Annotated in this window: 13 protein-coding genes and 1 pseudogene; 8 read left to right on the top strand and 6 right to left on the bottom strand. The window is 70.4% G+C overall.

Annotated features, from left to right (window positions below; all coding sequences use genetic code 11):
• Positions 1-19 precede the first annotated feature (19 nt).
• The 4 genes from ACFKCF_RS26455 to ACFKCF_RS26470 all read left to right on the top strand — a co-directional run bounded on the left by ACFKCF_RS26455 (position 20) and on the right by ACFKCF_RS26470 (position 6123).
• On the top strand, positions 20-1918 hold the full coding sequence (locus ACFKCF_RS26455) for a S8 family peptidase (RefSeq protein ID WP_394497599.1): 1899 nt from the start codon (positions 20-22) through the stop codon (positions 1916-1918).
• A gap of 140 nt (positions 1919-2058) precedes the next feature.
• On the top strand, positions 2059-3423 hold the full coding sequence (locus ACFKCF_RS26460) for a S8 family peptidase (RefSeq protein WP_394497600.1): 1365 nt from the start codon (positions 2059-2061) through the stop codon (positions 3421-3423).
• 161 nt (positions 3424-3584) lie between these two features.
• The gene (locus tag ACFKCF_RS26465; protein WP_394497602.1) at positions 3585-4943 is read left to right on the top strand and encodes a S8 family peptidase; all 1359 of its coding nucleotides are present in this window, start codon (positions 3585-3587) and stop codon (positions 4941-4943) included.
• A gap of 448 nt (positions 4944-5391) precedes the next feature.
• Positions 5392-6123: a 3-keto-5-aminohexanoate cleavage protein gene (locus tag ACFKCF_RS26470; RefSeq protein ID WP_394497603.1), complete on the top strand. Its 732-nt coding sequence runs from the start codon at positions 5392-5394 to the stop codon at positions 6121-6123.
• Positions 6124-6133: 10 nt separating this feature from the next.
• On the opposite strand, the pseudogene ACFKCF_RS26475 reads toward ACFKCF_RS26470, so the two are convergent.
• A pseudogene (locus ACFKCF_RS26475) lies at positions 6134-7007 on the bottom strand (IS5 family transposase).
• 167 nt (positions 7008-7174) lie between these two features.
• Positions 7175-7828, bottom strand: coding sequence for a hypothetical protein (locus ACFKCF_RS26480; protein WP_394497605.1), 654 nt, complete (start codon positions 7826-7828; stop codon positions 7175-7177).
• On the opposite strand from ACFKCF_RS26480, the gene ACFKCF_RS26485 reads away from it, so the two are divergent.
• Positions 7827-8297 (top strand): hypothetical protein, encoded by a 471-nt coding sequence (locus tag ACFKCF_RS26485; RefSeq protein WP_394497607.1) that lies wholly within the window; start codon positions 7827-7829, stop codon positions 8295-8297. The two genes, ACFKCF_RS26480 and ACFKCF_RS26485, sit on opposite strands and share 2 nt — an antisense overlap.
• A 72-nt stretch (positions 8298-8369) precedes the next feature.
• On the opposite strand, the gene ACFKCF_RS26490 is transcribed toward ACFKCF_RS26485, so the two are convergent.
• Complete coding sequence (locus tag ACFKCF_RS26490) at positions 8370-8819, bottom strand: carboxymuconolactone decarboxylase family protein (protein ID WP_394497609.1); 450 nt, start codon at positions 8817-8819, stop codon at positions 8370-8372.
• 82 nt (positions 8820-8901) lie between these two features.
• Between ACFKCF_RS26490 and ACFKCF_RS26495 the strand changes: the two genes are divergently transcribed.
• Complete coding sequence (locus ACFKCF_RS26495) at positions 8902-9780, top strand: sigma-70 family RNA polymerase sigma factor (RefSeq protein ID WP_394497611.1); 879 nt, start codon at positions 8902-8904, stop codon at positions 9778-9780.
• A gap of 201 nt (positions 9781-9981) precedes the next feature.
• On the top strand, positions 9982-10776 hold the full coding sequence (locus ACFKCF_RS26500; protein ID WP_394497613.1) for a hypothetical protein: 795 nt from the start codon (positions 9982-9984) through the stop codon (positions 10774-10776).
• Position 10777: 1 nt separating this feature from the next.
• Here ACFKCF_RS26500 and ACFKCF_RS26505 read toward each other — a convergent pair whose 3' ends face one another.
• Positions 10778-10981 (bottom strand): hypothetical protein, encoded by a 204-nt coding sequence (locus ACFKCF_RS26505; protein WP_394497615.1) that lies wholly within the window; start codon positions 10979-10981, stop codon positions 10778-10780.
• A 53-nt stretch (positions 10982-11034) separates the two neighbouring features.
• Positions 11035-12195, bottom strand: a complete 1161-nt coding sequence (locus tag ACFKCF_RS26510) for an alpha/beta hydrolase family protein (protein ID WP_394497616.1) — start codon at positions 12193-12195, stop codon at positions 11035-11037.
• A 132-nt stretch (positions 12196-12327) separates the two neighbouring features.
• Between ACFKCF_RS26510 and ACFKCF_RS26515 the strand changes: the two genes are divergently transcribed.
• Positions 12328-14124 (top strand): response regulator, encoded by a 1797-nt coding sequence (locus tag ACFKCF_RS26515; RefSeq protein ID WP_394497617.1) that lies wholly within the window; start codon positions 12328-12330, stop codon positions 14122-14124.
• Here the strand turns inward: ACFKCF_RS26515 and ACFKCF_RS26520 are convergent.
• A complete protein-coding gene (locus ACFKCF_RS26520) occupies positions 14105-14554 on the bottom strand; it encodes a hypothetical protein (protein ID WP_394497618.1) in 450 nt (149 codons plus the stop codon). The two genes, ACFKCF_RS26515 and ACFKCF_RS26520, sit on opposite strands and share 20 nt — an antisense overlap.
• Positions 14555-14565 lie beyond the last annotated feature (11 nt).

Genomic DNA, 14565 nt, shown 5'->3' on the forward strand with positions numbered 1-14565 from the left:
TCCCCCTCTCGGAGGACGCGTGCGACTTCGCCCCCTGATCGTGAGCTCGATCGCGCTGGCCCTGCTGCCGTTGTCGGCCCCGGCCTACGCGGAGGATCCCACTCCCAGTCCGAGCGTCGTGGAAGAAACGACCCCCACCCCCAGCGATCCCCCCGCCAAGGTGGAGGAGGGGTTAGGCGTCGACGGCGGCTCCGTGCGGGCCATCGTCGAGCTCGCCGACCCGGCGCAGACCGCGCCCGTCGCGAGCCAGGCGGCGGCCGAGAGCGTGGACGTGGTGCTGCAGCCGCAGAGCCAGTCGTTCATGGTCGTGGAGGGGACCGCGGAGGAGCTGGCCAAGCTGGCCGAGGACCCGCGGGTCGCCTCCATCCACCGGGACAGGACGTACGCGCCGGTGGACGTGAGCCCCAACCTCAAGCTGATCGGGGCGGACCAGGCGCACGCCAAGAACCTCACCGGCGCCGGGCAGGCGGTCGCCGTGCTGGACACCGGCATCGACCGCGACCACCCGTGGTTCGGGAACAGGATCGTGGCCGAGGCCTGCTTCTCCGCCGTGGAGGACGGCGTCGAGTCGCTCTGCCCGAACGGGCAGACGTCCCAGACCGGGGCGGGCGCGGCGGACGCCACGACGGCCAAGTGCCTGGCCGACGGCGCGAACCTGTGCGAGCACGGCAGCCACGTCGCGGGCATCGCGGCCGGCACCGGCGGCGTCGCGCCGGGGGCGAACATCGTGGCGGTGCAGGTGTTCAGCCGGGTCAACGACGAGGACATCTGCGGCGAGCCCTCGTGCCTGCTGGCGTTCGAGTCGTCGCTGCGGCAGGCCATGGACTACGTGGCCGGCCTGACCGAGCCGGTCGCCGCCGTGAACCTCAGCCTGGGCGGCGAGCTGTCCGAGGCCGACTGCGACTCCAGCGAGGAGGGAGCGATCTTCAAGCCTAAGATCGACGCCCTGCTGGCCAAGGGCACCGCGACCGTGGTGGCCGCGGGCAACGAGTCCTTCGAGGGGGCGTCGTACCCGGCCTGCATCTCCTCGGCGGTGGCCGTCGGGGCGAACGACAACAACGACGTCATGGCGGACTTCTCCAACCGCGGGGCCATCGTGGACCTGTTCGCGCCGGGCGTGGGCATCGAGTCGTCCGTGCCGGACAACCGGACGGCCGTCTTCAGCGGCACGTCGATGGCGACCCCGCACGTTGCCGGCGCGCTGGCGCTCATGAAGCAGGCCTCCCATCAGGCGCCGATGGCCGACCTGATCAACACGCTGAAGACGACCGGCAGGCCGTACTCGTACGAGGCCAACGGCCAGCAGGTCACCACGCCGCGCCTGGACCTGGCGGCGGCCCTGGCCGGCGCCTCGCCGCAGCCGACCGTCACGCAGTCCCCGGTCACGCCGACCGAGGACCCCGCCCCCGAGCCCGACCCGTCGGACAGCAGCGGCCCCAGCCCCGAGCCCGACGGCCCGGCCGACCCCGCGCCCAACCCCTCACCCTCCACCTCGCCGGTCCCGCTGCCCACGGTCACCGTCACGGTGACGATCACGCCGACCCCGAAGACCACCGCGCAGGTCTGCACGCGGGGCACGAACGCCACCAAGCTGTCGGCCAAACAGTGGGCCGTGGAGATCCACCGCAGCAGCGGCACGATCCCGGACGCCACGCTCACCTGCTACCTCAAGCTGATCGGCAAGTCGAGCAAGGTGTTCCCCGAGGTCACGAAGGCGTCCTCGCTCGGCAAGGCGTACCGGGTGCTGAAGAACACCAAGGCCGGCAAGGCCAAGCTGGACAGCTCGCTGCTCACGTCCTGGCTGAACTGGGCGCACGGCACGAACGGCACCAAGAAGCTGACCACCGCCGAGAAGGTGCGGCTGAACGGCAAGTCGACCGCGGCGGCATTGCGGAAGGCGGCGAAAACCGTCAAATAGCCAGCGCTAGGCGGCTAGGGCCGCAGGAAGGCAAAAAAGCCTCCAACGTTTCTCTGGGCTACATAGACCACCGACATCACAGTTGTCGCAGGTGGGGATGTATGCGGCTGTAAGCGAGCCAGGAGCTCTCGGAGGAACAAGTGAGGCTACGAACTCTGCTGGCCGGCGCCGCGGCGCTGGCCGCAACCATCGCCGGGCTCTGTACGGGCCCGGCGCTCCACGCCGACTCGGGCGATCCGATCATCAGCCCGTCGCTGGCCGCGGAGGTCGAGGCGAAGTCCAGGGTGCGCTCCATCATCCAGCTCAAGCCCGGGCAGAGCGTCGAGGCCGTCGCGCGCGACATCGAGAAGGCGTCCGAGGGCAGCCGGGTCCTGGAGTCCGCGCAGTCGCCGCACTTCTTCGTGGCCGAGGTGGACGGCCCCACGCTGGCCAAGCTCAAGAAGGACAACCGCGTCCAGTCCGTCTACAAGGACGAGCTGCGCATGCCCACCCTTGACGTCAGCACCGCCCTCATCCGCTCGAACCGGGCGAACCAGGCCGGCTGGACCGGCCGGGGCGCCACCGTCGCCGTCCTGGACACGGGGATCGACCGGGATCATCCCTTCTTCACCGGCCGGATCGTGGACGAGGCGTGCTTCTCCTCCTCCGACGCCAGCGACGGCGCCGTCTCGCTCTGCCCGAACAACCAGCCCAGCCAGACCGGTCCCGGCGCGGCGGACGCCGAGACCGCCCAGTGCGTCATCAGGGGGGCGAACGCCTGCTCCCACGGCACGCACGTGGCCGGCATCGCGGCCGGCCGGCTGGCCACGGGGGCGCCCTCCAACGGCGTGGCCCCCGAGGCCGGCATCCTGCCGATCCAGGTCTTCAGCCGGGTGGACAACCCGATGACCTGCCTGATCGGGGGTGTTTCCGCACCGTGCTTCCTCAGCTACACCTCCGACCAGAAACTGGCGCTCGAATACGTCGCGCGGGTGGCGAAGACCCACAACGTCGCCTCGGTGAACATGAGCCTCGGCGGGGGCGGCCCGTACGCCCAGGCCTGTGACACGGACGCGTCCGCCGCCGCGGTCAAGCCCGAGTTCGACACGCTGGTGGGCCTGGGCGTGGCCCCCGTGGTGGCAGCGGGCAACAACGGCTTCCCGAACGGCGTCGCCACCCCCGCGTGCATCTCCACCGCCGTCACGGTGGGCGCCACCGACGACTCCGACGCGCTGGCCGGCTTCACCAACCGGGGGCCGCTGCTCGACCTGTTCGCGCCCGGCGTGAACATCAACTCCTCCGTGCCGAACAACACGTACGCGGAGAAGAGCGGCACCTCGATGGCCGCGCCGCACGTGGCGGGGATGTTCGCGCTGATGAAGCAGGCGTACCCGGCCTTCACGCTCGCGCAGAGCCTGCAGCGGCTGCAGGAGACGGGCACGCCCATCCGCTACGACGCGGCGGGCACCTCAGTGACCACCACGCGGATCGACGCCGAGCGCGCCACCGCGGGCGCCCGCGCCTGATCGGCGCGGGGAAGGCCGGACGGCGGGGTCCGGCTGCGAGGGCCGGACGGCGGGGGGCCGGCCACAAGGGCCGGATCGGCGGGATCCGGCCCTTTTCACTGTCTTGTTGCATCAATCATTACTCTTGATGACAAACGCCCCCTTAACCCCCGGAGGAACAGTTGAGACTCTCGTCTCTGCTGGCCGGCGCCATCGCATTAGCCGCCGCCTCGGCCGCGCTGGTCGCCACACCCGCCCTGGCCGACCCCGAATCCAAGATCGACTCGACGATCACCGCGACGGGCGAGCACCGCGCCATCGTCCGCGTGCGGCAGCCCGCACAGGTGCAGGCCGTCCAGTCCCGCGCGGAGGAGGTCAAGCGGGACAAGAAGAACGTCTACGCGCAGCCGCCCGCCGAGGTGGCCGGCAAGCTGGACTTCTTCGTCTACCGGGGCACCCGGGCGGAGCTCGAGCAGATCGCCGAGCAGCCCGACGTGGTCTCGATCCGCAAGGACAAGCTCAATGAGCCCTCACTCGTCGAGAGCATCCCGCTGATCGGCGCGGACCGGGCACACCGCCAGGGCTTCACGGGCATGGGCACGACCGTCGCGATCATCGACAGCGGCATCGACAACGACCACCCGGCCTTCGGCGACCGCATCGTCGCCCAGGCCTGCTTCTCGGCCGCCGACCCGGCCGACAACTCCACCTCGCTCTGCCCGGACGGCAGCCAGTTCCAGATCGGTGACGGCGCCGCCGACGCCGAGACGGCCGCCTGCATGACGGGCGCCCCGCAGCCGCAGTACGGCCTGTGCTACCACGGCACGCACGTCGCCGGCATCGCCGCCGGCCAGGCCACCGACGACTTCCCGGCCGGCGGCGTCGCCCCCGAGGCCAGGATCGTGCCGGTGCAGGTGTTCAGCCGCTTCGACAACTCCCCGTACTGCGCCGGGCGTCCCGTCTGCATCCTGGCGTACGACTCGTCGATCCTGACCGGCATGGAGTACGCGGACCTGCTGGCGGACTTCTACAACATCGCCTCCGTAAACCTCAGCCTGGGCGGGGGCCAGTACACCGAGGCCTGCGACACGGGCGACGGGGCCGACTTCAAGGCCGAGGTCGACAAGCTCCTCGCCAAGGGCACCGCCACGGTGGTCGCCTCGGGCAACAACGGCTTCGAGTCCTCGGTGTCGTGGCCCGCGTGCGTCTCCAACACGGTCGCGGTCGGCGCCACGGACAAGCAGGACGCCGTGGCCGCCTTCTCGAACCGGGGGACGCTCCTGGACGTGTTCGCGCCCGGGGTGTCGATCAAGGCTGCGATCGCGGGGAACACGTACGCGACACTGAACGGCACCTCCATGGCCTCGCCGCACGTGGCCGGCTCCCTGGCCCTGCTCCACCAGAAGCGGCCGCGCGCCGAGGTGGACAGCATGGTGGACGCGCTGAAGCGCACGGGCAAGCCGATCACGTACACGAGCGCGGGGGCCGAGGTCACGACGCCGCGCATCAACGTGTACGCGGCCCTGCGCACCCGCTACTAGAACCCCACCTGGGCAACGGGTAGGTGGGCCCTGGCTCACCCACCCGTTGCCCATCTGGGTGCTCGGCCCGCTGGATCCCGCCCCGAGCCAAAGGTCTTCGCGGGGAGGCGCTTCGCGCTCGGGGCTCAGGCGCTTCTTATTCGGGCGCCTGGCGGCGCAACCCCCGCGCCTTGCGGCGCCATCGCCCACCCCTTACCCGGTTACCGGTCTGGCCTGCTGGAGCCCACCCCGAAACCCCCGCTCGCTGAATGGCCCACCCGTTGACCGGCGAAGCGGTGGGCCGACCGACGCCCGCCCGGACCGGGATGCCTTTCGGGCCGTCCATTGGCTGCGGGACGAACAACCTTGGGCGTGTATTGGGTCGTGATCAATCGCCGGGAGTCGATCCCCGCCTGAGTCTGGTCGCCTGCCAGGGAGGCCCCCAGGTGCGACCTGCGAAGATGGCTCCATGCTGCAGGTTTGTCTCAACGGTGCTAGAAGCCGTGCCGAGTGTTCCCATCTGCCGGTGACCGCCGACGAGCTGGCGGTGGCGGCCCGTGAGGCTGTCGCCGCCGGCGCCGAGGACGTCCATCTGCACCCCAAGGACCGCGACGGTCAGGACACGCTGGAAGCCACCGCCGTCGCCGCCGCTGTGAGCGCGGTGCGGGTTGCTGTCCCAGGCATCCCGGTTGGGGTCACGACCGGTGCATGGGCCACGGCAGACCCTCATGCCCGTGCCGCGCAGGTCCGGGCCTGGACCGTGTTACCTGACCACGCTTCCGTGAACTGGCACGAGGACGGCGCCACCGATGTCGCCGCGGCCTTGCTGGACCGGGGGATCGGCATCGAAGCCGGCATCTACTCTGGTACTCCCGCAGCACAACGGTTTCTGGACTGGCCCGGATCCCGCCGGGTCCTGCGTGTACTGGCCGAGATCACCGAGGCCATCCCGCAGGACGCGCTCCACGCCGCAGCCGGCCTGCTGGATAAACTCAAATCGGCTGCCACACCGATTCTCTTGCACGGCGAAGACACCGCCGCGTGGCCCATCCTGCGACTTGCGGCCTCCCGCCGCCTGGATGCCCGTATCGGCCTGGAAGACGTGCTCTACCTCCCCGACGGCGCCCCCGCCCCGGGCAACGCCGCCCTCATCCGTGTAGCACGCGAGATCATCCAGCACACGCCGCAGGGCACGCCTTAGCAAGTCGTGATTACGTGCTCTGCGTGAGGTCCTTGATCCAGATCATGGAGGCGCGGAGGTGGAGTCCGGCTTGGTAGCTCTCGGGGGTCTTGTCGTAGCGGGTGGCGATGCCGCGCCATGCTTTCAGCTTGTTGATCAGGCGCTCGACGGTGTTTCTCGCCTTGTAAAGCTCGGCGTCGTGACTGATCGGGCGGCCACCCCGGCTGCCCTTCTTCTTCCGGTTGGCGGCCTGGTCATTCTTCTCCGGGATGACGCCTTGATCTGGCGTTTGCGCAGGTAGACGCGGTTGCCGCAGGAGGAGTACGCCTTGTCCCCGGCGACCGCGTCCGGCCGGGTGCGGGGTCGGCCGACCGGGCCGCGGACCCGGATCTTCTTGAGCACGGGGATGTACTGGGGACTGTCAGCGGCCTGGCCGGCGGTCAGGATGATCGCCAGCGGGCGGCACTTGCGGTCGGTGGCGAGGTGAACCTTGCTGGTCTGCCCCGCCCCGCGAGCGTCCCAGGAGGGCGGCCCTCAGGCGGAGCTTCCGGCGGCGCCGGACGCGTCGTCGCTCCTCCTGCTCGGGATCCGCTTCGGCATCTCGTCCGCTTTGTTCGTCGGGGCTGCCCCCTTTGACCGGGCCTTCTCCTCCTCGGCCTCCGCGATCAGGCCCTCCAGCAGGGCCTCGAACACGCCGGCGGCACGCCACTGACGGAAGCGGTTGGAGACGGTTGACCAGGCACCGAACTCCTGCGGCATCTCCCGCCACTGCCCGCCGGTCTTGAACCGCCAGATCACACCCTCGAACTGCTGCCGCAGCCGCTCGGGATACGGCCATACTCGCCGATCGGCAGGTACGGCCCGATGAACTCCCACTCTTCGTCCGTCAGCTGCACTCGCGTCACGCAAGATGATCTACCGGATCAGAGACTCGTTGAGGCGAGTCCGCAGGTTGACCGTGGCGACGGGCCCTGATTTGCGCGGCCACTCCCGCCTCGTCGGAGTGTTCGGCGACCTCGCTCCACACCTCGTCGGGCACCGCGTCGCCCGAGTCAGAACGGCGATCGATCGCTCAGCCCACGTCAGCCTCATCCCAGAACGGGGGTACGAACGCGCCCCCGCGACGCGTCACGATCTTCGTGTCACGGACACTCAGCAACTCCGGCTCATCGTCCTCGTACCAGCGCTGATAACCGAAAAAGGACCCGTTCTTGTGGAGCCGGGCGGCCAACCAGTTCATCAGCTCGGCCACCTCGGCATGCCCGTCGGGGTGGATCTCCCAGCGGCAGGTCAGCGCCCAGCGTTCGTCGCCGTGGTCATCCGCGCGCACCAGGACCGAGCAGCCGGCGCCCGGAATCTTCGAGGCCGCGTACGGCGAGCCATCGTCCCACGCCGGTCGCGGATACTCCTTGATCACCCAGTCGCCGTTCTCGTCCTGCACCGGCTCCTGCTCCTCGTCCAGCAGATCGAGAACCTCGTTGACGATGATCGTCTTCTCGGTGATGTGCTCGGGCCGCGAGCCGAGGCCCAGGTGCCAGCGCAACTCGGCGAGTTCGGTCTCGGACAGGTCGCCACGCAGGTCCATCGCGACCACGAGTTCGTGAATGTCAGCCACGGCAGCACCGTATCGACACAGGCCGACACGACCTTCCGCCGTGCCGTCGGGCCCGAGCCGGAAAGAAGGGAGTGGTCGTTCCGGAAACCGGCCTGGAACCATGACAGCCATGAAACGAGTCGTGATCCTGGGGCGTGGCGGGTCGGGAAAGTCGACCCTCGCCACCCGCCTGGCCGCGATCACCGGGCTCCCCGTCATCGAGCTGGACCAGCACTTCTGGCAGCCAGGTCTCGAAGCGACGCCTCCCGATCAGTGGGCTGCCGTCCAAGGCGAACTCGTCCGGGCCGAGGCTTGGATCATGGACGGCGACCTCGGTCCCTACGACGTCCTGGACGTACGGCTCCGAGCGGCGGACACCGTCATCCTGCTGGACTTCTCGTTCTGGCGCTGCGCCTGGCGAGCGATCCGACGCTCCCGGGAACGCGCCGATTTCTGGTTGTGGGTATGGGCCTGGCGACGCCGGAGCCGACCGCTTCTCCTCGCGGCGATCGCGACTCACGCCGGTGACGCGGAGCTGCACGTGATCAGGACTCCACGCGCGCTGAGACGATTCGTCGGCCAGGTCTCGGGCCGACCGTGATCACATCTATGGCCGTACGGCTGTCGGCGGGGCCGCATCCCTTGATCTCGGGGAGACGCGGCCCCGACCAGCTCACCAGGTCTTGCCGGCCTGCTCGCGGGTCGCGCGGTTGATCCGGTTGAAGAAGTTCGTCAGCGCGATGTTCAGAACGATCGCCGACAGCTGCTTCTCGTCGAAGTGGGCGGCGGCGGCGTCCCAGATCTCGTCGGTGACGCCCGTCGCGCCGTCCTGGATCCGGGTGGCGGCCTCGGTCAGCGCGAGCGCTGACCGCTCCGCATCGGTGAAGAAGGGCGTCTCGCGCCAGGTGACCACGTTGTGCAGCCGCTCGTCGGTCTCTCCGTGCTTCTTGGCCGACGCGACCCCGGCGAACACGCACGGGCTGCAGCCGTTGATCTGGCTGGCGCGCAGGTGTACGAGCTCCAGCACGAGCGGGTCCACCCCACCGGCGTGGATAGCCTTGTGGAGATGCTGGACTGCGGTGATCACGTCAAAGTTCGCGGGACTCTGAGTGCGTGCTTCCATCGGTCTTGCTCCTTCATCGGTTACGTGTGCCCGTCCGGGCTCGTCATCCCCATGACGGAGCAGATGCGAGGAAGGTAACAACATGTCCGAGACCAGCCCGAGGGACCCCGTGGCCGAGGCGTTCGAGGCCCAGCGCGACCGGCTGCGCGCGGTCGCCTACCGCATGCTGGGATCGCATGCCGATGCCGAGGACGCGGTCCAGGAGGCCTGGTTGCGGCTCTCCCGCCAGGACACGGAGACCATCCACAACCTCGCCGGCTGGCTGACCACAGTGGTCGGCCGGATCAGCCTCGACGTCCTGCGGTCCCGCCAGACCCGCCCTGAGGCCTCCTACGACGCCCAGTTGCCCGCACTCGTCGTGGCGGTCGACGACGGTCCTGCGCCGGAGGACGACGTGGCGCTCGCCGACTCGGTCGGGCTCGCGCTCCTCGTCGTCCTCGAGTCGCTCGGGCCGAGCGAACGGCTGGCGTTCGTGCTGCACGACCTGTTCGCGGTGCCGTTCGAGGAGATCGGCCAGATCCTCGGCAGGTCCGCCGACGCCACCAAGATGCTCGCCAGCCGCGCCCGCAGGAAGGTGCAGGCGACCGACCGGCCGGCGGTCGTCGGACGGGAGCAGCGAGAGGTGGTCCAGGCTTTCCTGACGGCGGCTCGCAGCGGCGACTTCGAGGGGCTGCTGCGCGTGCTCGACCCCGAGGTGAGGTTGACCGTCGACAGCCCCCATGGGGAGATCGTCGTCCTCGGCGCCACCAAGGTGGCCGCGGGCGCGCGGCTGTCCTCCGGCGCGGCCACGCAGGGGAAAGCGGTGCTGGTCAACGGCCTTCCCGGGTTCGTGTCGTGGCGCGAGGACGGCACCCCGTTCTCGGTCATCGCGTTCACCGTCGTCGGCGGCCGGATCGCCGGGATCGCGGTCGTGACCGACCCTGCCAGGCTCGCCTCGATGGACCTGCCGGATCCCGAGTGAGGACCGCCGACCTTCCCCCGACGGCGATCATGGCGCCGAAGAGGCTGCACGCATTCGATCCGCGCTTGAGGCAGCTATCCCTCGGACGGCGCGGTCGATAGAGTCGGCGCGTGCGTTGATCTTCCGGGCGGCGGCCACGTGCCGCCGCAGACGGCGCGGGCCACCCCGCAGGCACCCGTCACCATCCCACCGGAGATCACCATGTCCATTCGACAGCCCCTCACCTACCACGCGTTCGTCGAGCTCGCCACCGCCGATCCCGCCGTCGTCGGACTCGTCCTCAAGGGCTCCCACGCCCACGACGGCATGATCACCGAGTACTCCGACCACGACCTGTACGTCGTCCTCGCCGACGGCGCGGCAACGGACCTCACCCGGTTCGCCGGTCACCGCACCCCCGAGCTCGACCTCGTCATCATCACCCTGTCCGACTTCCGCGCGGCGGGGATGCCCGGTTTCGAGCGCTACGCCCTCGCCCGCGCCAGCATCGTGCTCGACCGGCTCGACGGAGGCATCGCCCAGATCCTGGCCGCCAAGGCACGACTCGACGCCGATGAGGCGTTCCGGGACGCCGGTGAACGGCTCGACGCCTACGCCAACTCCCTCTACCGCTCCGTCAAGAACGACCGCGACGGGCATTCGCTCGCCGCCCGCCTCGACGCCGCCGACAGCGTCCGGTTCCTGCTGGAGCTGCTCTTCGCGCTCGACCGTCGCCCCCGCCCGTACAACAAGTACCTGGAGTGGGAGCTCGCCCGGCACCCGCTGCCGGGCTGGGACACCGGCCTGCTGCTGGACGCCGTACGCCGCATCTCGGGAACGGGCGACGTACAGCTGCAACGGCGCCTCTTCGCCCAGGTCGAGGCGGCGGCCCGGCGTGCCGGGCACGGCGCGGTGCTGGACGCGTGGGGCGAGGACCTCGACCTGATGCGGCCACCGCAGCGAGGACGACGATGGGCGGACCATCGGACGGACGGACCGGCTCCACCTGCGAGATGACTCAGAGCTGCCGGTACATGATGTGCAGTCCGACGTAGCCGTGAACCGGATGGCGGAAGCCTGCCGACAGCACATGCTCGCCGAGCGCCCGGCCGACTCCCCGGCCGGACCGATCCCACGAGAGTGTCTCGCCGGCCCGCACGATGCTCTCCATGAACGTCCACATCCTGGGCCAGTCGTCCGGCATCGCCTCTCTGATCAGCATGGCCGCCGGCCTGGGTCAACCAGATGGGGGCCGCAACCGAGTTTCGGACAGATCTAGCCGGCCCCGCCCACCGACTTGACCTCCGGGTAGCGCGACGCCGGGTCGTTCAGGAGGGGCTGCGGCTTGCCCCGCAGGTGCAGGTCGTAGAAGGCCGCGACGATCCCGCGGGTGATCTCCAGGGACTTCGTGGCGGGCAGGTCGGCGCCGTCGTCGATGCCGAGCTGCTCGGAAAGCACGGAGATGTCGGTGAAGGAGGCGTGCTCGGTGCCCTTCACCACGAACCACCGCTTCCAGCCGGTGAGGTTCGGCCAGGACTGGTCCCAGGAGGGGTCCTTGCCCGGGCTGTGCTTCGCCTCGGAGCCAAGGAGCAGGTACGGCTTGGCCAGCCCGCTGCCGGGGACCGGGACGACGGCGGTGCCGTCGATGTTCATCCCGGCGCGCAGCCGGGAGTCCTTCAGCAGGGCGGCCACGGAGCTCGCGCCGCCCACGGAGTGGCCGCCCATGGCGATCCTGGATCGGTCGATCAGCTTGGGATACCTGGCCAGCAGCGCATCAAGGACGAAGGTGACATCGGCCGCCCGGATCTGCCCGACCTTGGCCCAGAACGCCGGGTTCTTCGGCTCGATCTCGCACGCGACGCACTGGGTGACCCTCCCGTCGGGGAAGCTCGTGGCGACGTTCTCGTACGTGTGCCCGATGACGGCCACCGCGTAGCCCCGGCTGGCCAGGTCCTCGGCCAGGCCGGTGAGCGAGTAGCGGGGCTTGGTGAAGCCCGGGGAGAGGACCACGAGGGGCAGCCGGCCCTTGGCCGGCCTGGCGTCCTTGACGGCGTCGATCCGCGTCTTGCTGAGCAGATCGCCCGGTACGCCGGAAGCGCCCGCCTCCTTCAGCGTGAGCTCCGACTCCTTGACCGTCATGTACGGCGCCCGCACCCCTCCGGCCTTGGCCGCCGGGTACCAAAGCGAGACCATGAGCTCCCGCGCCTTCACACTGGGCACCCACGGATCGGCGCGGGAGGTGTCCTTGAGGTGGAGGGAGGCCAGGCCGACCGGCAGCTTGCCCGTCGGCTTGGGGATGCGCAGAGCGGGCGCCGGCTCGGTGGTGGAGGCGGGCTGGCGGTTCCTGACCGCGGCCTCCGAGGTGGACGCCCAGGAGGCGGCGGCCGGCAGGGCGAGGAGTGCGGCGAGGGCAAGACGCCCGATTCGGTGACTCATGGGCCTCGACGCTAGGGCCGGGCGATCTCCGCCCGCGTCGGCCGCGACGACGACATCGGCGGCGGGGTCGTCCTCGAGATGTACTCCGCTCCGCCGATGCCACCCATACGCCACGAACAGGACAATGTGCAGGTGTCACTGATCAGCAGGCGATGGAGTGCGGCGCCCAGGCCCTCGCGGCGCGCGCTCCTGTTCGACGTCCTCCTCGCGCTCGCTCTGACCGTGCTGGCCCTGGTGGTGGCAGTGTCCTCCGGGGAGGCCGTCCTCAGCGTCGAACCCCTGCGGCTGCCTCCCCCGCCCCGGCCCGTCCTGCCCACCCACGATGACGCGGTCGATCCCGGCCTGCTCTTCGCGGTGGCGCTGACGGCGCTGCCGCTGGCCGTGCGGCGGCTGTACCCGCTGGCCGCCTTCTGGGTCGTGCTGCTCGCCGCCCTGTCCACCGATGACGAGGCGACCTGGGTCACCGTGGCGACCTGCGCCATCGCCGCCTACGGAGCGGTCGCCTACAGCCGCAACCGGCTGGTGGCGCTGGGCGGCCTGGTGCTGGCCACCGTACTGGCGGGAATGGCGTTCAAGGATGCCGTGGCGGGGTTGCCGAGCTGGCTCGGGCCGTTCGTGGTGCTGCTCAGTGCGGGGGTCATGGCGAGCTTCGTCCGGCTCTGGCGGCAGCAGCTCGCCGAGCGTGACGAGAGGCTCCGCCGGGCCGTACAGGTCGAGCGCTCGCGCATCGCCGGAGAACTGCACGACGTCGTCACCCACAATGTGAACGTGATGGTGATCCAGGCGGGGGCGGCGCGCAAGGTGATGGACACGGCGCCGGAGCGGGCCAAGCAGGCCATGCTCGCGGTGGAGACCAGCGGCAGGGCCGCCATGGCCGAGCTCCGCCACGTCATGGGCCTGCTGGCCGCCTCCGGCAGCGGGTCCGACCTTCTCGAACCGCAGCCGGGGCTCGACCAGCTCGACTCGCTCATCGAGCGCGTGCGCGCGGCCGGGGTCCCGGTCAGCACCCAGATCAGTACGCCGGAGGGCCCGGTGCCGCCCGGGGTGGGCCTGGCGGTCTACCGCGTCGTTCAGGAGGCTCTCACCAACACGATCAAGCACGCGGGCGGGGGACGGCCAGGGCCGGGGGCTGATCGGGCTGCGCGAACGGCTGGCGCTCTACGACGGGACCCTGGAGGCGGGGCCGCGCAGCGGCGGAGGCTTCGTGACGAGGGCACGCCTGCGGTGGACGTCATGAACGAGGCGCCGCGCGTGGTCATCGCCGACGACCAGGCGCTCGTACGCAGCGGGTTCGGGATGATCCTGGCCGCCGACGGGATCGAGGTGGTCGCCGAGGCCGCCGACGGTGCCGAGGCGGTCGCCGCGGTCCGGCGGACCAGGCCCGATCTCGTCCTCATGGACGTACGGATGCCGCGCATGGACGGCATCGAGGCCACCCGGCAGATCCTTTCCGGCGGCGCGGACGGGACCCGCGTCCTCATCCTGACCACTTACGACCTCGACCAGTACGTCTACGCGGCGCTCACCGCGGGAGCCAGCGGCTTCCTGCTCAAGGACGTCTCCCCCGAGCACCTGGTGGCCGCGGTGCGCCTGGTGCGCACCGGGGACGCGCTGCTCGCGCCCGCGATCACCCGCCGCCTGATCGAGTGCTTCGCCCGCCGCGACGAGCCCGCCCACCGTCGCGTCCACGGCGACCTGTCGCAGCTGACCCCGCGCGAGCTGGAGGTCCTGCGCCTGCTCGCGACCGGCATGAGCAACGCCGAAGTCGCCGACCGCCTGGTGCTGAGCCCGACGACGGTCAAGACGCACGTCGCACGCATCCTGTCGAAGCTGGAGCTGCGCGACCGCGTCCAGGCCGTCGTCCTCGCCTACGAGACGGGCCTGGTCAGCCCCGGCTCACCGGGCCCGGTCACGCGTAAAGCTCCTTGAGGCCGACCCGGCGGACGCCCTCGGGGATGTCGTCGCGGAACCCTGCCCCGCCGTAGCAGGCCAGCACCGTGTCCCTGGTGTCGTACCCCTTCACCGACAGCAGGTCCCGAGCCCGCCGCAGCCGGTCCACGTGCCCAGCGGTCATCACCTTGTCCCACTTGGCCTCCCCCAACGACAGGATCCGCTGCGGACGCCCGGGTTCCTCCTGAGCCAGAACGGCCACGTCGACCTGGATCTGCGTCCGGTGGTGCGGGTCGGCCACCACCCCGGCGGCCACCCTGCCGGGCAGTTCGCCGAACACCTCCTCTTCCGCGAACATCGCCCACTCCCTGCAGAGGGCTTCGAAGTGCGGCCCGACCACCTGCGACAGGAAGGTGGCGCGCGAGTTGTTCCAGGCGGCCTCGGCCGGCCGCGCTCCAGCCTGGTCCACTCGCGGCGCAT

The sequence above is a fragment of the Nonomuraea sp. JJY05 genome (assembly GCF_043496855.1).
Lineage (GTDB): Bacteria > Actinomycetota > Actinomycetes > Streptosporangiales > Streptosporangiaceae > Nonomuraea.